General features: G+C 67.3%; 16 protein-coding genes. 10 read left to right on the forward strand and 6 right to left on the reverse strand.

Going from position 1 to position 20,014, the window contains the following annotated elements; genetic code table 11:
- Nucleotides 1-88 precede the first annotated feature (88 nt).
- Nucleotides 89-2,683, forward strand: coding sequence for a tetratricopeptide repeat protein (locus tag JOF56_RS26395; protein WP_209642193.1), 2,595 nt, complete (start codon nt 89-91; stop codon nt 2,681-2,683).
- Nucleotides 2,684-2,737: 54 nt separating this feature from the next.
- On the opposite strand, the gene JOF56_RS26400 is transcribed toward JOF56_RS26395, so the two are convergent.
- A complete protein-coding gene (locus JOF56_RS26400) occupies nt 2,738-2,965 on the reverse strand; it encodes a hypothetical protein (RefSeq protein ID WP_209642194.1) in 228 nt (75 codons plus the stop codon).
- A 261-nt stretch (nt 2,966-3,226) separates the two neighbouring features.
- Here JOF56_RS26400 and JOF56_RS60225 point away from each other — a divergent pair, with 261 nt between their 5' ends.
- The gene (locus tag JOF56_RS60225) at nt 3,227-4,270 is read left to right on the forward strand and encodes a macro domain-containing protein (protein ID WP_209642195.1); all 1,044 of its coding nucleotides are present in this window, start codon (nt 3,227-3,229) and stop codon (nt 4,268-4,270) included.
- Complete coding sequence (locus JOF56_RS26410) at nt 4,263-5,654, forward strand: 5'-methylthioadenosine/S-adenosylhomocysteine nucleosidase (RefSeq protein WP_209642196.1); 1,392 nt, start codon at nt 4,263-4,265, stop codon at nt 5,652-5,654. The genes JOF56_RS60225 and JOF56_RS26410 overlap by 8 nt, the downstream gene beginning before the upstream one ends.
- Before the next feature lie 41 nt (nt 5,655-5,695).
- Here the strand turns inward: JOF56_RS26410 and JOF56_RS59590 are convergent, their stop codons facing one another.
- Nucleotides 5,696-6,850 carry a hypothetical protein gene (locus JOF56_RS59590; RefSeq protein ID WP_209642197.1) on the reverse strand — a complete coding sequence of 385 codons (1,155 nt, stop codon included), beginning with the start codon at nt 6,848-6,850 and terminating at the stop codon, nt 5,696-5,698.
- A gap of 90 nt (nt 6,851-6,940) precedes the next feature.
- Here JOF56_RS59590 and JOF56_RS26420 point away from each other — a divergent pair, with 90 nt between their 5' ends.
- Nucleotides 6,941-10,405, forward strand: coding sequence for a S8 family peptidase (locus JOF56_RS26420; RefSeq protein WP_209642198.1), 3,465 nt, complete (start codon nt 6,941-6,943; stop codon nt 10,403-10,405).
- A gap of 19 nt (nt 10,406-10,424) precedes the next feature.
- Here JOF56_RS26420 and JOF56_RS26425 read toward each other — a convergent pair whose 3' ends face one another.
- Nucleotides 10,425-11,192 carry an SGNH/GDSL hydrolase family protein gene (locus tag JOF56_RS26425; RefSeq protein WP_209642199.1) on the reverse strand — a complete coding sequence of 256 codons (768 nt, stop codon included), beginning with the start codon at nt 11,190-11,192 and terminating at the stop codon, nt 10,425-10,427.
- Nucleotides 11,193-11,248: 56 nt separating this feature from the next.
- Here JOF56_RS26425 and JOF56_RS26430 point away from each other — a divergent pair, with 56 nt between their 5' ends.
- From JOF56_RS26430 to JOF56_RS26440, 3 genes are read left to right on the forward strand one after another with little or no spacing between them, the layout of a single operon-like run.
- The gene (locus JOF56_RS26430) at nt 11,249-11,923 is read left to right on the forward strand and encodes a response regulator (RefSeq protein ID WP_209642200.1); all 675 of its coding nucleotides are present in this window, start codon (nt 11,249-11,251) and stop codon (nt 11,921-11,923) included.
- Nucleotides 11,920-13,308 (forward strand): ATP-binding protein, encoded by a 1,389-nt coding sequence (locus tag JOF56_RS26435; RefSeq protein ID WP_209642201.1) that lies wholly within the window; start codon nt 11,920-11,922, stop codon nt 13,306-13,308. The genes JOF56_RS26430 and JOF56_RS26435 overlap by 4 nt, the downstream gene beginning before the upstream one ends.
- 14 nt (nt 13,309-13,322) lie before the next feature.
- A complete protein-coding gene (locus JOF56_RS26440; protein ID WP_307855266.1) occupies nt 13,323-13,778 on the forward strand; it encodes a hypothetical protein in 456 nt (151 codons plus the stop codon).
- Here JOF56_RS26440 and JOF56_RS26445 read toward each other — a convergent pair.
- Nucleotides 13,771-14,928 (reverse strand): acyltransferase family protein, encoded by a 1,158-nt coding sequence (locus tag JOF56_RS26445; protein WP_209642203.1) that lies wholly within the window; start codon nt 14,926-14,928, stop codon nt 13,771-13,773. The genes JOF56_RS26440 and JOF56_RS26445 overlap by 8 nt on opposite strands.
- Before the next feature lie 130 nt (nt 14,929-15,058).
- On the opposite strand from JOF56_RS26445, the gene JOF56_RS26450 reads away from it, so the two are divergent.
- The 3 genes from JOF56_RS26450 to JOF56_RS26460 are packed head-to-tail and all read left to right on the forward strand — an operon-like array spanning nt 15,059 to nt 17,159.
- Entirely contained in the window at nt 15,059-15,397 is a 339-nt protein-coding gene (locus JOF56_RS26450) for a YciI family protein (RefSeq protein ID WP_245378409.1), read from the forward strand.
- A 38-nt stretch (nt 15,398-15,435) separates the two neighbouring features.
- Entirely contained in the window at nt 15,436-16,557 is a 1,122-nt protein-coding gene (locus tag JOF56_RS26455; protein ID WP_307855267.1) for an RNA polymerase sigma factor, read from the forward strand.
- A 47-nt stretch (nt 16,558-16,604) separates the two neighbouring features.
- Complete coding sequence (locus JOF56_RS26460; protein WP_245378410.1) at nt 16,605-17,159, forward strand: YceI family protein; 555 nt, start codon at nt 16,605-16,607, stop codon at nt 17,157-17,159.
- 208 nt (nt 17,160-17,367) lie between these two features.
- Here JOF56_RS26460 and JOF56_RS26465 read toward each other — a convergent pair whose 3' ends face one another.
- Both JOF56_RS26465 and JOF56_RS26470 read right to left on the reverse strand, forming a co-directional pair.
- Nucleotides 17,368-18,960, reverse strand: a complete 1,593-nt coding sequence (locus tag JOF56_RS26465; RefSeq protein WP_209642205.1) for an FAD-dependent monooxygenase — start codon at nt 18,958-18,960, stop codon at nt 17,368-17,370.
- A gap of 1 nt (nt 18,961) precedes the next feature.
- The gene (locus JOF56_RS26470) at nt 18,962-19,927 is read right to left on the reverse strand and encodes an MBL fold metallo-hydrolase (protein WP_209642206.1); all 966 of its coding nucleotides are present in this window, start codon (nt 19,925-19,927) and stop codon (nt 18,962-18,964) included.
- Between the last annotated feature and the right edge of the window lie 87 nt (nt 19,928-20,014).

Raw genomic sequence — 20,014 nt, forward strand, 5'->3', positions numbered from 1 at the left:
ACGGTTACCATCCAAGCTGTCGGCTGAGCAAGGGAGTCGGGGCGCGGTGGGAAATACCTCGCTGGCAGTTCACCGGACGATTCTGGTGGTGGATGTCGAGCGATTCAACGACGCGGGCCGGACGAATGAGAACCGTCTGGTCGTGCGGGCGGGCGTCTACCGGGCGCTGGACGCTGCCCTGCGCGACGCCGGGATTCCCGAGGCGGACTGCCACCGGGAAGACTGTGGTGACGGCGTGCTTGTCACCGCGTCGCCGGATGTGCCCAAAGCGCTGTTCGTGGCGAACTTGCCGCGAGAACTTGCGAAAGCCCTGCAGACTCACAACAAAACTCACGCGCCCCAGGAATGGATTCGGCTGCGGATGGCACTGCACGCCGGGGAGCTGCACTACGACCCGCACGGCGTCGTCGGCGCGGCGGTCAACATGGCGTTTCGTCTGGTCGAAGCGCCGCCATTGCGCAAGGCGTTGGCCTCGTCGCCCGGTGTGCTCGCGCTGATCACGTCCTCGTGGTTCTACGAGGACGTGGTGCGCCAGAGCCAGGCGGCGGTTCCCGGTTCGTACCGCCCGGTTCAGGTCACGGTCAAAGAGACCACTGGAGTCGGGTGGATCAGCCTGCCGGATCACCCGTATCCGGTCCGGGAGAGCCGGCTCGTCGAGCCCCAGACCGCGTCCGTGCCGCGTCAGTTGCCCGCGCACAGCCGGCATTTCGTCGGCAGGCAGAACGAATTGCGGCAGCTCACCGAAATGTTGGACGAAGTCGTGCACAACACCGGCGCGGTCGTGATCTCCGCCATCGACGGCACCGCGGGGATCGGCAAGACGACTCTTGCCGTGCACTGGGCGCGCCAGGTGGCCGACTGGTTTCCCGACGGGCAGCTGTATGTGAATCTCCGCGGCTTCGACCCGGCCGGGACGCCGATGCACCCGGCCGAGGCCATCCGGGGATTCCTGGACGCGTTCGAGGTCCCCGCCGAGAAGGTCCCGGCAAGTGTGCAGGCTCAGGCCGCGCTGTACCGGACGCTGATGGCCGACCGGCGCGTGCTGGTCGTGCTGGACAACGCCAAGGACATCAACCAGGTCCGGCCGCTGCTTCCGGGCGGTACGAGCTGCTTTGTCGTGATCACGACCCGCGTGCAGATGCCAGGTCTGGTGATGCAGGAGGGAGCGTCCCCGTTCACCCTGGGCACGCTCGGCCGGACCGAGGCGGAGTCCTTGCTGGCCGGGCATCTGGGCCCGCAACGGCTGGCAGCCGAACTGGACGCGGTGACGGAACTGGTCGCATACTGCGGCGGCCTGCCGCTTGCTCTGTCCATTGTGGCCGCCAGAGCGGCGCTCAACCCGCGCCTGCCGCTGAGTGCCCTGGCCGCCGAACTGCGTGACGAGAACACCCGGCTGGACGCGCTGGAGGCCGGTGACCCGGATGCCAGCGTCCGCACGGTGTTCTCGTGGTCGTATCGCGGGCTGGATGAACCACACGCACGGATGTTCCGTCTGCTGGGGTTGCATCCCGGCCCTGACTTGTCCGTGGCCGCGGCGGCGAGCCTGGCCGGTGTCGACGTGATCGTGGCACGTCGGGTGCTGAGCCATCTCGTCCGCGCGAACCTGGTCGAGCAGTACGCCAACGATCGGTTCGAGCTGCATGACCTGTTGCGGTCCTACTCACTCGACTTGTCGAACAAGCTTGACACCGCGAGCGACCGGTTCGACGCGGTCCGGCGGATGTTCGGCCACTACCTTTCGACGGCCTGCGCTGCGGACCGGCTGCTGGCGCCGCACCGCGATCGGGCTGTCTCCCCGTCCGCTGACGATGACGTCCGGCCGGTGCAACTCGACGATGTCGAACAGGCATTGGCCTGGCTGACCGCCGAACATCTTGTCCTGCAGGCGGTTGCCGCCGAAGCGGCCCGCTGGGGCCAGTCCCGGTACGCCTGGCAGATCGTGTGGAGCCTGACCACGTTCCTGCAACGCGGCGGGCACTGGCACGACCTGGCCGCGAGCGGAGGTATCGCATTGACCGCCGCCCAGCAGTTGAATGATCCGAGCGCGCAGGCGTTGATGCGGAGCAATGTCGCGCACGCGTGTGTGCGGCTCGGTGCATTCGGGGACGCCCACGAGCATCTGCAAGAGGCATTGGAATTGCACCGGCAAAGCAATGACCTTCCGGCGCTGGCTCATGTCCATCTGGAACTGGCGTGGGCGTACTGGCAGGAAAGGGATCTGGCCGAAGCACACAGGCATGCCGTCTCAGCGCTCGAGGTGTACCGAAGCTGCGGTCACCTGGCCGGTCAGGCCGCGGCACTCAACGACATCGGCTGGTACCTCGGCCAGCTGGGCGACCACCGGGAAGCGCTTGCGCATTGCTATGAGGCGCTTGATGTGCAGCACTCGCTCGGCGATCGCGTCGGTGAGGCGGCGACATGGGACAGCATCGGGTTCGCGCACGAACATCTCGGTGACCATGCCGAGGCGATCGCGGCCTATCGGAAGGGATTGTCCCTCTACCGCGAGCAGGGCAGCCGCTACGAGCAGGCGGTCGCGTTGACACACTTGGGAAACGCATGCCGTGCCGTGGGCGATGTGGACACTGCCCGCACGTCCTGGGAGAGTGCGCTGGCCCTGCTCGAGCATCTCAGGCATCCCCAGGCCGATCAGGTGCGCGCGGACCTGGAAACATTGCACTGAGCACATGGAGAAGGGAGGACCGGGGTCGCCGGCCCTCCCTTTGTCAGTGGATTGCTAGCAGCCGATGCTCGGGCAGCGCACAGCAACCGGCTTGACCGTCGCGTCGTGCACGACGAACGCGATCTCCGTGGTGTCGAACGAGTCGATCGGGGCGCTTGTCGCGGTGCCCGACAGGAGGTTCACAGCGGTGACCGCCACGGCCGCGGCGACGAAGAGAGCGGCCCGCACGCGCTGTGCGACGGTGTCCATGAAAGTGATCCGGGAAAAGATGGCCGTCTGCATGATGGTGTCCTCTTTCAGGCATGGCGGTACCCACGCCGCCATTGAGTCCGGTGGGGAATTTCGCGTTGCCAGCCATTTCGAGGGCTGCGCCCGCCTTACCGGAGAATGAAGTCCGTCCGGTGAGGATTTCTTCGGTGTTCCCTTCCGGGTGGGGAACGTGTAAGGAAAATGTCGCTGTCCGGGCCGACGTCCGGCCACATTTCCGGACATGCCCGGACGGGCCGGTCGCCGATGCTCAGCGGCGCGGCATAAGCTGGTGGGGTGGCCTCGGAACCCGCACCCCGACAGCGAAGAGGGCAGGTCCCGGAATTCGCGGCACGGCTGCGCCTGCTTCAGGCGTCATGCGGAAACCCGTCGATCCGGGACATCGAAAGGATGACCGCCAGGCTTGGTGATCCGTATCCCCGGTCCACGATCAGTGACAAGGTCAGCGGTGTTTCCGCGCCGTCATGGCAGTTCGTCCGCACGTTTCTGGCCGCGTGTGTCCGGCTGGCCGGCGGCGACGCGCCGGAAGTCGACATCGCCGAGTGGCAGGCGGCCCACCGGCGGCTGACGGAGACCTCCGCACCGGCTGAGCCGGACAGTCCGGTCACCGGTTCCGGACATGCGACACCGTTGCCGTCCAGCCACATCCACCTCTACCGGCTGCCTCGCCTGCCCGATCCGCCGGAGCGCAGGATCGGTGTGGTCACCGGGGACATCCGCCGGGCGCGGTGCGCGGACGTCTGGGTGAACTCGGAGAACACCGCGATGCGGATGGCCCGGGTGGAGGAGCACTCGATCTCCAGCATCATCCGGTACGAGGGTTCGCGGCGCGACGACCTCGGCCAGGTGGTCGACGACCACATCGCCGACGAGCTCGACCGCAAGATCGCCGGCCGTCGGCCGGTCCCGGCCGGGACCGTGATCACCACCGATCCGGGCGAGCTGAGCCGCAACGCAGTCCGCCAGATCATCCATGTCGCGTCCGTCCAGGGCGAACCAGGAGCCGGATACCGGCAGGTCAGGGAGATCGGCCGGTGCCTGACCAACGCCCTGGCCGCCGCCGACCGGATGCAGTTGACCCCGCCGGTCGAGACGATCCTGTTCCCACTGCTGGGTACCGGTGACGGCGGCGGCGACCTGATGTCGACGGCTGAAACACTTCTCGCCGCCGCGGTCGACTACTTCATGGCCGTCCCGGAGACTCGGCTGCGCGTCGTGTATTTCCTCGCGTACACCGACTGGGACCTGGCGGCGTGTGAGGCGGCGTGTTCGGCGAACGGGTTGATCAAGCAGGGAATGGCTGACGCGCCGAATGCGTAAGAACGGAAACCAGACAGTGGTGGTGCTGACTGCCCTGGACGTCGAGTACAACGCGGTTCGCGCGCACCTGACGGAGATCCGCAGGCACGTGCATCACGCCGGTACCCAGTTCGAAGTGGGGCGGCTGCCCGGCGGTGGCGGGGAGATCGTTCTTGCTGTGACGGGCCAGGGCAATGCGTCCGCGGCCGTGCTCGCCGAGCGTGCGATCGCCGAATTCGATCCGCGTGCCCTGTTGTTCGTCGGGATCGCAGGCGCCTTGGCAACGGACATCGAACTCGGCGATGTTGTTGTCGGCACGAAGATCTACGCCTACCACGGTGGCCTCGACGAAGCCGACGGGTTCTACGCCCGGCCGCGGGCGTGGGAGGTCTCGCACGAGCTGGACCAGCTTGCCCGGCTCGTCAATCGCGACCGCCAGGCCGAGGGAAAGGTCCACTTCAGAGCGATCGCCGCGGGCGAGGTGGTGCTGAACTCGCAGACGACTCCGCTCGCGGATCAGTTGCGTCGCAACTACAACGACGCGGCGGCGATCGAAATGGAGAGTGCGGGAACCGCGCAGGCCGCTCACTTCAACCGAGGCCTGCCCACCCTGACTGTCCGGGGAATCAGCGACCGTGCTGACGGAAACAAGTACTTGGCCGACAGCAAGGGATCGCAGCTGGTCGCTGCGCGGAACGCCGCGGGTTTCGCCATGGACTTCGTCGCGGAACTGATCGGAAAGCCAGCTGGCAGTCAAGGTCTCGATTGGGTGGTTCTGGACGCCCCGGTGGACGTGCAGTGGCGCTCGGATCTCGCCCGAGGTGCGGACTCTGGGCCGGCTGCCCTGGAAGTGCACCTGGTTCCCGCGGATGCATCACGACGCCTTGAGGTTCGTCGTTTGGAGCGGTTGCCGGACGAACTTGACTCGCTTGGGAGAACCCTAGGTCTGTTCAACGGCACAGAAAAGCTGTGGTCAGGGCAGACAGGAGTGGGTGCTGCGGTCCACACCACCGAATATGAAACCTCCCCGGCCGGGATCGCGGTGCTGCGTTCCGGCCAGATGTCCGGGTGGACGCCGTTGCCACGCGACAGCATGGGTGCAGTGCTGGATCCGGCAGATCTCGTCTCCCGGATCCGCCGGCTGCTGGAGATCCTTGCGGCAATCGACCTGACTCCCGCACCGGGAATCGTTCCGGTCATCGGTATTCAGCCGGCCATCATGGTCACCGAGGACAGTGTGCAGCGCATGCCACGCAATCGCGCATCCGGCCTTGGTATGAGGAATGAGGTTCGTGTTCTGCCTGACGATTCGTTGCCCGGAGAGCAGTTCATTCGGCACCCGGATGAAGTGGCGGAAGAACTCGCGGCCCGGTTGATGGCCGAATTCCGGCAGCGGCGATACTGACTGCGTGTTCCGAGGGGGACGTGCCGCTCAACCTGATGTGATCAACAGGGTAGGGGGATAGCGCCCCAGTCTTGGGGGCTGAGGTCGGCTTGGTGGGTTTTGCCGGGGCCGCAAGGGGAGTTGATTTCGCTGGTCCAGGAGGGGCCGGATACGCGGTAGGGGTCTGCGGTGAATGTGAGGAGAGCTGATGCCGCGAGGATGACTGCCAGGCCGGTGGCGAAGGTGCGGCGGAGTGCTGGGGCGGCGAGGCAGGCGGCCCAGACAAGGGCGACGAAGCCGCAGGCGACGTAGCGGGGTTGCGCGGAGCCGTTCAGGACTGTCGGTACTGCGACGAATAACGCTGATGTGACGACAAAAGCGGTTGCCGGCAGGTTCTTTCGTGCGCCGACGAACCATGCGGCGAGGCAGAGGACGATGAGGATGATGCCAGCTATGGCGGGTGCCCAGGGGGTGCTGCCCACGCTTTCGAGGATCTCGGTGGCCATGGCTGGGTAGACGCCAGGGGAGCGGGGTGCCGGATTGGCCACGGAGTGGATGCCGGCGAACCGGACGACGGCTTGGAATCCGAGTCCTGCGGCCAGGGCGAGGGTTGCTGGGGTGCGCAAGGCGGTACGGCCATGCGTGAGCAAGAGGGCTGGTAGCAACAGGATTGTTAGTGGGCTGGTGGTTGCGGCGGCGAGGATGACGAGGGGCGCGATGCGGGTGCGGCGGGTGTCGATGACCGCCCATGCCGCGGCGGGTAAGAGGAACCATTGCAGGTTGGCGAGGTTGCCGAGTGCTTCGGCCCGGTAGGCGGGCGCGAGTGCCAGGGCCAGTGCGGCGATGAGGGCCCAGGTGGGGCTGGATGTGGTGTGTCGTGCGCTGGCGTAGACGTACCAGGCAAGTAAGCCGACGACGACGGCTGAGACGGTGACAGTGAACAAGGCATAGTAGGCCAGGGGTAACCAGGAGCCGATGAGGGCGAGAATTCTGGGTACGAGATGCGCGTATCCGCTGTATTCGGCGATGAGGGAGCCGAACCCGTGCGTGCGGGCGTCGACCAGGAAGACGGCGCCGTCTTCGGCCCAGACTCGGTCGAACGCGTGCCCCGCGAGCAGGAGCCGTGACAGGACGCAGACGACGGCGGCGAATCCCACGGTGGCGCCGATTGCCCTGGCGGGACTGGCCGTCCTCGTGGTCACGGATATGTCGCTCACGATTCCCCCACGGAAACTCAGGTGACGCCCGGCGAGCAAGGCTACTCCGGCTTAGGCAGCGCTTTGCGGGGATGCGGAAACAAGCAGGGTGTGAAGTTACGCAATGTGGCGGCCGTGCTGGCCGTGTTCCTGGCTGCCGGTCATCCGGGTTCGGCGTCGGCGGCGCCCTCGGTGGACCCGGCGGCCGGTCGAAGTTCGACGGTCACCCTCATCACGGGTGATCGTGTCACCCTGACTCCGGCGGGTGGGCAGACGGCGGTCAATGTCGTTCCGGCTCCGGGCCGGGAGCGGATGGTCTTCCACCGCCAGTACGCGCAGGGCCGGGTGCAGGTCATCCCGGACGACGCGTTGCCCGCGCTTGGTTCGGGGCAGCTTGACCGCAAGCTGTTCGATGTCTCCGGGTTGATCGCCCAGGGGTACGACGACGCCCGGCGGGCGGATCTGCCGTTGCTGGTGTCTTCCCCGCAGCGCAAGTCCGGTCTGGCCGCCACCAAACTGTCCAAAAAGGATAAGAAGTGGCCGGTGCGGGCCGGGGAACGGGTCTGGCTGGACGCGAAAGTCAAGGCATCCCTGGACCGCAGTGTGCCGATGATCGGCGCGCCGCAGGCCTGGGCGAGCGGTGTGCGGGGCAGCGGTGTCAAGATCGCTGTGCTCGACACCGGTTATGACCCCACTCATCCGGATCTCGCAGGTGTGACCGAGGCCAAGGGCTTCACCGAAGCGGGTGATGCCGACGTCGTGGACCATCACGGGCACGGCACGCACGTCGCCTCGACGATCGCTGGGCGGGGTGGCCAGTACACCGGGGTGGCGCCGGAGGCGAGCCTGCTGGTCGGCAAGGTGCTCGGGGACGACGGCTCGGGCATGTCGTCGTCGATCATCGCCGGAATGGAGTGGGCGGCGAACTCCGGGGCGCGGGTGGTGAACATGAGCCTCGGCAGCGACTTCGTGTCCGACGGTACGGATCCGCTCAGCCAAGCCGTGAACGAGTTGACTGCCAAGACCGGTGCCCTGTTCGTGGTAGCCGCCGGCAACTTCGGCCGGGATCGCTCGATCAGCGCACCGGCAGCGGCGGACGCGGCGTTGGCTGTGGGCAGCGTGACGAAGGAAGGCGCGTTGAGCGACTTCTCCAGTCGCGGACCGCGCATCGGTGACGACGCCGTCAAGCCGGAGATCGCTGCGCCGGGGACCGCGATCACGGCAGCCAGAGCGGCCGGCACTGCCGGGAGTGGCTCGTACACAACATTGTCCGGAACATCGATGGCGACCCCACATGTCGCGGGTGCTGCAGCCTTGCTCGCCCAGCGCAATCCCGGCTGGCGCGCGGGAGAACTCAAGTCCGCTCTCGTCGCCAATGCCAAACCTGCTGCCGGACAGCCTGTCTATGCGCTCGGAAGCGGCATTGTGGACGTTCCCGCCGCGATGTCCGCGCAGGTCCTGCCGGACGTCGCCGCAGTGAACTTCGGCATGCTGTCGTGGCCGCCGAGCAGCCAGCCCGTCCAGCAGAAGACCATTACCTACAGGAACAACGGCAGCACACCGCTCACAATGGGCCTCACAACCGAGGTCACGGACGCGCCTGCCGGCCTGTTCGCGATCAGCCCTTCATCACTGACGATTCCCGGCGGGGGAACGGCACAGGTCACCGTCACGCTCACGCCGTCCGTAGGCCGTCCGGGTCTGTTCGGTGGCACTGTCTCGTCGAGAGTGGACGGCCGTCCCGGGCCGCGCGTGCTTCTGGGGACGAGCATCGAGGGCGAGCACCACAACCTGCACATCAGGACCCTAGGCAGGGACGGGACACCAGCCAGTCTGCCGAACCTGATTCTGGGCAACTCGGACGGCAGCTTCGTCAACTTCCCTGTCGTGGGGCCGGATGGCTCGACTGTCCGTGTGCCGAAGGGCAAGTACACGCTTGTGGGCAGCATCGTCGAACGGGATGACCAGTTCCGTGCCAAGGCTGTGATCAACGCCGCCCAGCCGGATATCGAGGTGAACGCGGCTACCGAAGTGGTGCTGGACGCCCGCAAGTCCCAGCCTGTGAACATAGCCGTCGACGGCGAACCTGAGGCGAGGCAGATCAGGCGCGCCGACGGTACGGGCATGGTGTTCACCAACGGCGGGAGCGCGGCGATCGAGGTGGACTACCCGGCTCCGCTGCCGTATTCCTCCATTCCCGCGCGGCACCCGCAGTTGCGCTACTACACGCACTCGACCTGGGCGCGGCCACAGGTTTCACTCGTCACGACGGGACGGTTCGAAGTTCCCGTCGACTACGCCATCAACAGTGCCCGGGCGCAGGATCTGACCGCACCCGTGGTGGACGGCGGAATGGGCACACCGGAAGAGATCGCGAGGCTGGACCTGCGCGGCAAGATCGTCCTGCTGCGCGTGGGCGAGAAGGACGATCCGACGCTTCAGGTTGCCGCCGTGACCGCGGCGGGCGCGAAAGCAGTTGTGTATCCGCCGCAACGATTCGGGATCTTCCTCTCGGAAGCGTCCACTATTCCGGTGCTTGTCGCGGGCTGGGAGTTCGATCGGCTGACCGGTGCGGGCATCGCCGCCCGGGTGCGGGACCAGGGCGCCAGTCCGTTCGTCTACCACCTCATGTTCACCGATGACAGTGGCCTTCCGGCCGGTCGGACCTACCGGGCCACCAGGCGTGATCTGAGCACAGTGGACACTGAGTACGCGGCGGCCGGTGTGGCCGGCATCGGCAGCAGCGCGTCGCTGCCGGCCACACCGGTGATCGGCTTTGTTGGCGTGCAGTCGATTCCGACCCAGGTTCCCATGCGCAGGGTGGAGTACTACACGCCAGGCGAGTGGCAGCACTGGGCCAGCTTGGGCAGCAGCGTCGAAGGCGGACTCCAGCGCACGAGCCCGGTCGTCTACGAGCGGGGTCGTACGTACCGGATCGCCCACCACCGAGGGGTGTTCGCGCCACGACTGGACTCGCAGCGGCCGGTTGTCGGCCGGGCCGGGGACACTTTGCGCGTGGGCATCCCGATGATGTCCGGTCCTGGCCACTTTGGACCGATGGCACCCGATCTGCTCGCCGACAGCGGAACGACCACCCTGCGCCGGGACGGAGCGGTGATCGGTGCTTCGTCACAGCCGGGGTTCGGCTACTTCGAACGCCTGCCCGCGGCGGCGGGAACCTACGAGCTGGCCGTGACCGCGAAACGTGCCGAACCGTACTGGCGCGTGTCCACGGAGATCACGTCAACCTGGCGGTTCCGTTCGGAGCGCACCTCCGCCGAGACCCCGGTGGCTCTGCAGGAGGTCGGCTACGACGTGCCAGTAGACCAGTACAACGCGGCCCCGGCCAACGTGCCTTTCTGGATAAGCGCGAAGGCGAAGACGGTCAAGGTATTCGGGTCGACGGACGACGGCACCACCTGGCGGGAGTTCAAGGCCACGCAGGTTCACGGCCGCTGGCTCGTACTGCCCACCGAACTACGGTCGAAACAGGCCGTGTCGCTACGGGTCGTCGCCACCGCTGAAGACGGCACTGCCGTGGACCAGACCGTGATCCGCGCCTACCTCGTCTGCTGAGCGACCCCCGGTCCGCTGATCAGCAGCCTTTGAAGTGCTGGTCAGCGGACCAGCCGGTGTTGGCCCAGTCCTGTGCGGGCGCGGGGGTGAAGCCGGTGAACTGCTTCGCCAGCTCGCCGAGCAGCCAGTTTGTGAAGCGTGCGGCTCCCTGGGGGCAGGTGTGGATGCCGTCGGCGCTGCGGTCGGCTTTGCCGTCCTTGGTCTGCTGGTAGGTACTGCCCCAGACCGCGTTGGCGTCGAGCACGCCGGCTTTGCCGGAAGAACCTGCCGCGACCGTTCGGGCGACTTCGGCAGTGCGGTCCAGGTCGGCCATGTGCGGCCGGTAGAAGTCGTCGGGCCTGATCGGTGGCGCGGTGACGAAGACCAGTTTCGCGCCTGCCCCGGTCACCGTGGTGAGCAGCTTGTCGTAGGCGGCACGCTGTTCCTGCTGGTTGCCCCAGTCGTAGGTGGTGATCTGGTAGACGACCACGGCCGGTTTGGCGGAGGTGATCTGCTCGGGCAGCTTCTTCCAGTTCTCGTCGGAGAACGGTCCGACGACGTTCCCGCCGCCCTCGGAGGCGATGGACTGGAACCCCGTCCCACTGGCCTTGAACGCCGCAGCCAGCGGCAACGCCTCGCCCGCCGCGATGGAGTCACCCAGGAAGAGCACTGTGGACAGTCCGGGCCCGGCGGCCGTGGACGGGCTGGAACACGCCGCGGTCAGCAGCAGCAGGCCGAGGGCGAGACTTCGTGTTTTGATCATGGCTTCGACGGTGCCGCTGCCGTGTCCCAGCATCTGCGCTGCCATGTCCTGGTTGTGTCGCAAGACCGGCCGGCACGGCTGTCCTTGTTGATACTGGACGGGTGGCGGCGATTCTGCTCATTGAGGACGATCCACTGGTCAGGCGTGGGCTTCAGCTCGCGCTGGGCAGGCACGGCCATGACGTCCGCACCGCGGACACCGGCGAGGACGGCCTGCGCCAGTTCCGATCGGCCACGCCTGACCTGGTGGTGCTCGATCTGATGCTGCCCGGCATCGACGGTTTCGAGGTGTGCCGGCGCATCCGGGCGTCCGGCGAGACACCTGTGATCATGCTGACCGCGCGTGGCGACGATTTCGACGTCGTCGGCGGCCTGGAGGCGGGCGCGGACGACTACGTCATCAAACCGGCACAGCCCACCGTGCTGGACGCGCGCATCCGCGCGGTCTTGCGCCGCAGCACGAGCGGCCCAGACGGCATGCGGGTGCACCGTGACCTGCACATCGACACCACGGCTCTGACGGTGTCGTCGAATGGCGAGCAGGTGATGCTGACGCCGACCGAGCTACGGCTGTTGCTGACCTTGTCGAGGGCACCGGGCCGGGTGTTCAGCCGGCAACAGCTGCTGGAAGAGGTGTGGGAGCACGACTACCTCGGTGATTCCCGGCTGGTCGACAACTGTGTGCAACGGCTGCGGGCAAAGATCGAGGCCAATCCGGCGACCCCGGAGTACGTGCAGACCGTGCGTGGATTCGGCTACCGCTTCGGACCGGTATGACCGGGCTGCGCGGTCGCTTGCTGCTCGCCTTCGTGTCGGTGACTGTGCTCGGCGCGGCTGCGGCGGCTTGGTCGAGTGCCGAATCGGCGAGCACCGCGCTGGTCACCTCGGCTCAACAGCGGCTCACCGAGACCGTCACCAGCCAGATCAGCGCGATCACCCCCGAGCTGAAGTACCCGCCGGACCAGGCAGCACTCGACCGGGTGCGCGTGGCCGTGGGCGCGAACACGCTGGTCACCTACGAGAATTCGCGGTCCGTGTCCGGCGCGGGAACCGACCTGGTCACCGATGCGCTGCGCGCGACCGTACGTTCCCAGAATCGGCTCGTCACGCAGCGAGTCACTGCCAACGACAAACCATGGCTGCTGATCGGCACGCCCATCACGATCACCGCGCCCGACGGCACCCGCACTGCCTCCGGCATCGAGGTGTACTCCGTGCACGACCTCACCGATGTCGAGCAGCAGATCAACGGCCTCACCAGGTCCGCGGTCATCACCGCCGCGTTGGCGTTGCCGCTGGCAGTGGTGCTGGCACTGTTGGCCGCGGGCAGCGTGCTACGCCCGGTACGGAGGCTCCGTGACACCGCGCGCCGGTTGGCCGCTGGTGATCTCGGCGCGCGGTCGTCACCACAAGGCGCCGACGAGTTGGCCGAACTGACCGTCACCATCAATGAGATGGCCGAGTCGGTGCAGACGTCGATGGCGGCCATGCAGCGGATGCAAGCCGACGCCCGGAGGTTCGCCGCCGATGTCTCCCACGAGCTGCGCACCCCGCTGAGCACGTTGACGGCGGTGGTGGAGGTGCTGGCGGTGGTGACCGACGAGATGGAACCGGACGCCCGGGAGTCCGCGCAGCTGGCGATCACCGAAACCCATCGGCTGGTCCGGCTCGTGGAGGACCTGATGGAGGTGTCCCGCTTCGACGCCGGTACGGCGCGGCTGCGGGTGGAGGAGGTCGACGTGGCCGGTGCCGTGCGGGACTGCCTGCGTGCCCGGGGCTGGCTGGACCAGGTCGAACTGGTGGCCCCGGACGGGATCCGGTTGCGGCTGGACCGGCGCAGGCTGGACGTCATCGTGGCCAATCTGGCCGGAAACGCCCTGCGGCACGGCGGACCGCCAGTGCGTGTGCGCGTCTCCGTGTCCCGTGAGCAGGTGTGGATCGAGGTCACCGACAACGGACCCGGCCTGTCCGAGCGTGCGTTGCCGCACGTGTTCGACCGGTTTTACAAGGCCGACGCCGCACGCACCCGCACCCCGGGCAGCGGGCTAGGGCTGGCGATCGCGCTGGAGAATGCCCGTCTGCATGGCGGCGACCTCACCGCGGGCAACGTCAGCGGTGGCGGTGCACGGTTCGTGCTGCGGCTGCCGCGGGAGGGTTTGTGAAACGGATCTGTTTGGTGGCAGCGGTTTTGCTGCTTGCCGGCTGTGGTGTCCAGCCTTCCGGTGTGACCGACGGCGGCGAAGCGCCGACAGGTGTGGCGCCTGGGGTGACGCTGTATTTCGTCGACGCGCGTGGCGAACTGCGGGCGCAGCCACGTGCAAGGGGGCGTCTGGGCTCGATCACAGAGGCGATGTCCTTGCTGCTGACGGGCCCTGGCCGCTCGGGCCTGCACACGGAGATCACGCCGAACACGACGACACAGGTCGTGGTGACCACCACCCCGGACGTGATCAACATCCTGGTGCCGTTGACGATCCAGGACGTGACCCCGTTGGGCATCGACCAGATGGCGTGCACGGCGCTGGGTGTCCACGTCCAGGGTGGCGGATCGAAGAGCACGAAGGTGCAGCTCCAATTCGTGCAGCCCACCCCGGAGTCGGACAAACTTCGGACCTGCCCGCTGATCAAGTGAGTTCGGTGATGTCGATCGTGACCGGGGCCGGAGCGGGCAGTGCCAGCCACAGCACGGCGAGAGCGATCATGAGCGCGATGAACGCGAACAACCCGCTTCGCCCTCTGGCCCACTTGGCGCGGAACCGGATCGGGTCTTCGACGAGGTACTTCGACAGCGCTGCCAAGGCGATCGACACGGCCCACTGGACCCAGACGCTGTGGGCGGAGAGCAGCACGAAAACGGGCCAGTGCCACAAATACAGACTGTAGGAGATCAACCCGAACCACCGCAGTGGTTGCCAGGCAAGGACTCTGGTGAGCAGCGATCCTTCCGGTGCCTGCACGCAAAGCCCGATCAGCAAGGCGGAAGCCAGCGAGTGGCCGAAAAGCCCGCCGGTGAACAGCCACAACGAATTCACTCCATCGGCGAGGAACCATGCCGTGCCGATTCCAGCCGCCAGCAACGCCGCCACAGCACCTGTCCATCGGCCCGCGAGCATGGCACGCACTGGCTGGGTGGTGACTGCGGCGCCCAGCAACAGCGAGAACGCTCGGGTGTCGGTGCCGGTGTAGACCCGGGTCGGATCCGCCGAGGTGACGAGCGCGATCATCAACACCAACGAGGCGACTGAGGCCAAGGCGGCGGTGAGAGCGACCCCGCGGTGCCCGGTGCGGCCGATGAGCAGCAGGAGCACCGGCCATACCAAGTAGAACTGTTCCTCGACCGCGATGCTCCACAGGTGCCCGAATACGCGGGCCGGTCCGAACTGGTCCCAGTAACTCGCCGACTCCGCGAGCAGATGCCAGTTGACCAGGTTCAGCTGCACCCACGGGCCGTCCGCGAGCGTCGTCCGCACCATGTCCGGCGGCCCTATCGCCCAGACCAGCACGGCGACACCGGCGAGCATGGCCGCCAACGCGGGCACCAGCCGGCGGATTCGTCTGCCCCAGAAGGCGACCAGCGATACCGTGCCGGTCGTGCCGATCTCACGCAGCAGCAAATCGGTGATGAGGTAACCCGACAAGGCGAAGAACAGGTCCACCCCGAGGAAACCACCGGGCAGGGAGCCGGTGTGAAACAGCAGCACCCCGAGGATCGCGACACCCCGCAACCCGTCCAAGGCGGGCAGATGCGTCCGGCGCGCGGTAGACAACTGAACGTGCGTCATGGCGCCGACTGTGCTGGGCCCGTGTTGAGGTGCCTTCCCCATCGTGTCGCAGAATTGTCGTGGTCCTGGTGTCCCTTGCGTGGCTGCTCGTTCGTCATGTAGCCGAAAGCCACTTGTCCAGGAGGTTTGCATGCAGTACGCCCTGATGATCTACACCGATCCCGGCTATCTGGACACGCTGCCCGACTCGGAACGCTCGGCGGCGCAGGTCGAGTATCGGGCGTTGGCCGACGATGACCGCTGCATCGGCAGTGCGCAGTTGCAGCCCGCCGAGACGGCCACCAGCGTGCGTGTGGTCGGCGGCCGGACGCTGATGACCGACGGCCCGTTCGCGGACACCAAGGAGGTGCTCGGCGGGTTGTACCTGATCGAGGCGGCCAATCTGGACGAGGCCATCGAACTGGCCGCACGTATCCCGGCCGCACGGCACGGCGGCACGGTCGAGGTCAGGCCGGTGGTCCAGCCCTGACCGCGCTGGCGGAGGTCTTCCGGGACGAGTGGGGCCGGGTGCTGGCCTCGCTGGTCGGGTTCCTCGGCGACTTCGACAAGGCCGAGGAAGCCGCGCAGGAGGCGTTCACGATCGCGGCCGAGCGCTGGCCTGTGTCGGGCGAGCCGGCCAATCCGGGAGCCTGGCTCGTGACCACGGCCCGTAACCGGGCGATCGACCGGATCCGCCGGGAACGCACCCTGGCCGAGAAGATCCACCTGCTGCCGGTGCCCGAGGCCACCATGGACGAGTTCGACGACACTGTCATCAAGGACGAACGGCTCGAGCTGATCTTCACCTGCTGCCATCCGGCGTTGCCGCTGGACGGCCAGGTGGCGCTCACGCTGCGGGCCCTCGGCGGCTTGCAGACCGCTGAGATCGCCAGGGCGTTCCTGGTCTCCGAGGAGACGATGAAACGCCGCCTGACCCGTGCCAAGACCAAGATCAAAGCGACCGGGATCCCGTTCGCGGTTCCCGCCGCCCACCTGCTTCCCGAGCGTGTCGACGCCGTGCTGGCCGTCATCTACCTGATCTACAACGAGGGCTACGGCGGCCGGGTCGACCTCGGTGCCGAAGCCATCCGGCTGGGGCAGGTGCTCGCCGCGCTCATGCCGGACGAGCCGGAGGTACGCGGGCTGCTCGCGTTGATGATGATCCATCACGCCCGGCGGCGGGCCAGGTTCTCCGGCGAGGACCTCGTGCTGCTCGAAGACCAGGACCGTTCGTTGTGGGACACGCACCAGATCGAGGCCGGACAGGCGGTGCTTGACAAGGCGATCGCGCTGGGCGGTCGCGGCGCCTACGTCCTGCAGGCCGCGATCGCGTCCCTGCAGACATCCGAGGAGATCGACTGGCCGCAGGTCGCCGAGCTGTACCGGCGGCTGGTCGAACTCACCGGCTCGGCGGTGGTCGAGCTCAACCGCGCCGTCGCGCTCGCCCAGGCCGGCGACCCCGATGCGGGGCTGCAGGCCATCGACCGTCTCGACCTGGACGGCTACCTCTACTTCCACTCAGCGCGCGGCGAGCTGCTGCGACGTCTCGGCCGCGATGACGAGGCCCGAGCGGCGTACAGCCGGGCGCTCGACCTGGCCACATCGACCCCCGAGCAACGGTTCCTCACACAGCGACTCGAAGAATTCTGATCGGCTCGTCCCCACGGCGGGCGTTTGTTCGTCGCCTGGATATGACCATGAATTCAGCACTCGCGATCCCTGGCTACCTGACCGGCACCTGGACGGCCGAACTGGACAACTCCGAGGTCGCCTTCACCGTCCGGCACCTCATGATCAGCAAGGTGCGTGGCCGCTTCACCAAGTTCGACGTCACGATCGTCACGGGCGAGGACCCGCTGTCCTCGTCGGTCACCGCGTCGATCGACCTGGCGTCCATCGAGACCGGCAACGAGCGGCGCAACGCCCACCTGCGTTCCGCTGACTACTTCGAGGTCGAGAAGTACCCGACGATGACCTACCGCTCCACCGGCGTGCGCCAGGCCGACGAGGGCTGGGTCGTCGACGGTGACCTGACGCTGCACGGCGTCACCCGCTACGTCCCGCTGGCCATTGAGCTCAACGGGTTCGGCCCGGACCCGTTCGGCGGCGTGCGGGCCGGATTCTCCGCGACCGCGCAGGTCAGCCGCGGCGACTTCGGCATCGACCTGGCCACCCCGATGGACACAGGCGGTGTCGCGGTCGGCGACAGGATCGCGATCAGCCTCGAGATCCAGGCCGTCCTACGGAACTGAGTTCCGGGGGATTTTCCGGGCCGTTGCCGCATCTGTTCGTCACAGCCTTTGGCGGACGGGTCGAACACGAGGCGGCTACTCACCCAGGCTCCAGTGGGAGGACGCGGAGCACGTCTGTCCCAGGCGGATCGGGTGGCTGCCGTGCAGCGCATCCTGCGATGGCGCATAACGGTGCTGGTGCCCGCGTCTGGTTGGCCGGAAGTCTCCGTCACGCTACCCTGTCCACGCTCGCGACCTGGGGAAACCCGAGTGAACGGCGGACAGCCGCGGCGATGGCCTGCGGGGCCGGGCTGAGGAGGACCGCGGCGACGTAGCCGTCCGGTCGGATCAGCCACACCTCGCCGTCCTTGGCGCCGAGGACGGCCGGGTCGAGATCGATGTCGGCGAGGCTGATCACGCGTTGCGGTGCCTCAGTGATCTCTTCGACCGCCGTGGCGACAGCGGCCCTGTCGACGCTTTCCGTTGTGAGGATGAGCAAACCGTCACGGACCAGTTCGCGTAGCCTGCCTGCGGGGGATATGCGGGCGTCCGGGATGAGGATTCCTGGTCCTGGTGAGGGCGTCTGGCCGCGCGGTGGCCTCCCGGCGAAGGGACGGACCGGATCGGGGGTGGTGAGGGGCGAACCGGGGTACCAGAACGGTTCGGCGAACCGGCCTGAGTCTATTTTGGACTGAAGTTCCGGCTCGGTGGCCGCGGCTTCGAGCATGCGACGGCGGCTGCGCCATTGCGTTTCGTCCTGGGGGACGAGGAAACGCATGGTGGTGCCGGTGACGTCGATGTTCTCCAGTGCGGCGGCGTGCCGTTCGTCGTGGTAGCTGTCGAGCAGGGTCTCCGGTGCCCAGCCGTGCAGGACGAAGGCGATCTTCCAAGCGGCGTTCTCGGCATCGGAGGCCCCGGAGTTCAGGCCCCGTGCGCCGAAGGGGGAGACCAGGTGCGCGCAGTCGCCCGCGAGCAGGACCCGGCCGGCGCGCATCCGGTCGGCGCAGCGGGAATGGAACCGGTACACCGACTTCCACACGATCTCGTACGGCCGGTCGCCGATGATCTGCCGGATCCGCGCGTCCAGCCGCCCGGCTGCCTGTTCGGCGTCGAGGTCGAAGTCGTCGGGCACCTGCCAGTCGATGCGGTACGTCGAATCCGGGCACGGGTGGATGAGGACCTGGCGGTCGGGGTTCCAGGCCGGGTCGAAGTAGAACCGGCGCTCGGTCTCCCAGCCCGGCAGGTCCGCCTTGATGTCGCAGATCAGGAACCGGTCATCGAAGCTCTGCCCGTCGAATGTGACACCGAGCAGGCTCCGGATTGCCTCACTGCGTGAGCCTGTGCACGCGATGGCGTACGCCGCACGCACAGTACCGGTGGTGCACGTGAGCGTCACCCCGGTGGAATCCTGTTCGATGTCAACGACTTCGTGGTTCCATCGCACGTCGATCAAGGGCTGGGCGGCGATGCACTCGTCGAGGATCGCCTCGGTACGGCCCTGGGAGAGGTTCACGAACGGCGGCAGGGGCGAACGTCCAGTGTCCATGAAGGACCAGGCGAACAGCTCATGGTCGCGGTGGAAGGTGCGGGACGTGGTCCAGGTCAGCCCTTCGTGCGCGATCCGGCCCGCGCCGACCGACATCCAGATGTCCAGGACATCCCGCTGCTGGCAGATCGCCTTCGAGCCCACCGCGTCCCGGCGGGGTCGCTGGTCGAGCAGCAGCACCCGGATGCCCCACCGGGCAAGCAACAGCGCCGCCGTTTGCCCGACGGGGCCGTTGCCGATGACCGCGACCGGTGTCGCGTCGTACGACGAGGGCATCTCACGCCCCTTGCAGCTGGTTCCAGACCTCGCGGTCGCGGTCGGCGGTCCAGATCCGTGGCCAGTCGATGCCGTCGAACTCGTCCCACAGGCGCTGCACGTCGAACGGCAGGCAGTGCTCGAAGATCGGCCAGCGGCCGTACTGGGGCGCGAGCGCCTCGTGGGTGGCGTGGAACGCCTCTTTGAGGGTTCCGCCCCGGGCATGCACCGCGCCGACCTTGTCGAGCATGACCTTCAGGAAGTTCCGAGTCTGTTCGATCGCGGCGTCCACCGCGTCCCGGCCACGCGGAACGACGCCACGCCCGCCGACAAGGACTTCCGCCTCGAACGCTTTCACCCGATCGAGCGTCCCGGTTGACCAATCTGTGTGAAACGCGTCCCCGGTGTAGGGCGCGGCCTGCGCCTCCACGAGGTCGCCCGCGAACAGCACACGCTGACGCGGCAGCCACGCGACGATGTCACCCGCGGTGTGGCCACGCCCGCAGTACTGCAGGACCAACTCACCACGGTCACCGCCGAGATCGATGGCCAGCCGGTCGGAGAAGGTGACGTCCGGCCACGTCAGGCCAGGAATCGACTGGGGCTCCTTGAACAGCCGGGGCATCCGACCGTACTCGCTGTCCCAGTCCTGCTTGCCCCGTTCGGCGATCAGTTTCCGGGTGTTCTCATGCGTGATGATCACGTCGGCGTCGAACGCGGACGCACCGAGCACGCGCACCGCGTGGTAGTGGCTGAGCACCAGGTAGCGGACTGGCTTTCCGGTGTGCTCACGCAGCCTGTCCAGCCATTCCCGCGCCGCGACCGGGGTCGCCCTGGCCTCGAACGCGACCAGGAAGTCCTCTCCCTCGATCGCCCCGACGTTCGGGTCGCCCTCCGCGGTGAGCGCGTAGACGCCGTCGGCGAGGATCTCGAGCGTTTCGGTCTTCTCGGCCAGATCGGCCGAGGACGCGAACGGTTTGGCCGCCATGCCCACCTCCAGATTGCCCTGCACACACCGTGACACCACCGCATTCATTGGTAAAGTACAAGAAATCTCTGAACGACATAGGAAAAG

The sequence above is a fragment of the Kibdelosporangium banguiense genome, assembly GCF_017876405.1.
GTDB lineage: Bacteria > Actinomycetota > Actinomycetes > Mycobacteriales > Pseudonocardiaceae > Kibdelosporangium > Kibdelosporangium banguiense.

Excerpts from the sequence above, each read along its gene's own strand:
- JOF56_RS26470 (WP_209642206.1), bottom strand. The coding sequence starts at position 19,927 with ATGGCGGCCAAACCGTTCGCGTCCTCGGCCGATCTGGCCGAGAAGACC.
- JOF56_RS26425 (WP_209642199.1), bottom strand. The coding sequence starts at position 11,192 with ATGGCAGCGCAGATGCTGGGACACGGCAGCGGCACCGTCGAAGCCATG.
- JOF56_RS26450 (WP_245378409.1), top strand. The coding sequence starts at position 15,059 with ATGCAGTACGCCCTGATGATCTACACCGATCCCGGCTATCTGGACACG.
- JOF56_RS26465 (WP_209642205.1), bottom strand. The coding sequence starts at position 18,960 with ATGCCCTCGTCGTACGACGCGACACCGGTCGCGGTCATCGGCAACGGC.
- JOF56_RS26410 (WP_209642196.1), top strand. The coding sequence starts at position 4,263 with ATGCGTAAGAACGGAAACCAGACAGTGGTGGTGCTGACTGCCCTGGAC.
- JOF56_RS26460 (WP_245378410.1), top strand. The coding sequence starts at position 16,605 with ATGAATTCAGCACTCGCGATCCCTGGCTACCTGACCGGCACCTGGACG.
- JOF56_RS26445 (WP_209642203.1), bottom strand. The coding sequence starts at position 14,928 with ATGACGCACGTTCAGTTGTCTACCGCGCGCCGGACGCATCTGCCCGCC.
- JOF56_RS26435 (WP_209642201.1), top strand. The coding sequence starts at position 11,920 with ATGACCGGGCTGCGCGGTCGCTTGCTGCTCGCCTTCGTGTCGGTGACT.
- JOF56_RS26400 (WP_209642194.1), bottom strand. The coding sequence starts at position 2,965 with ATGCAGACGGCCATCTTTTCCCGGATCACTTTCATGGACACCGTCGCA.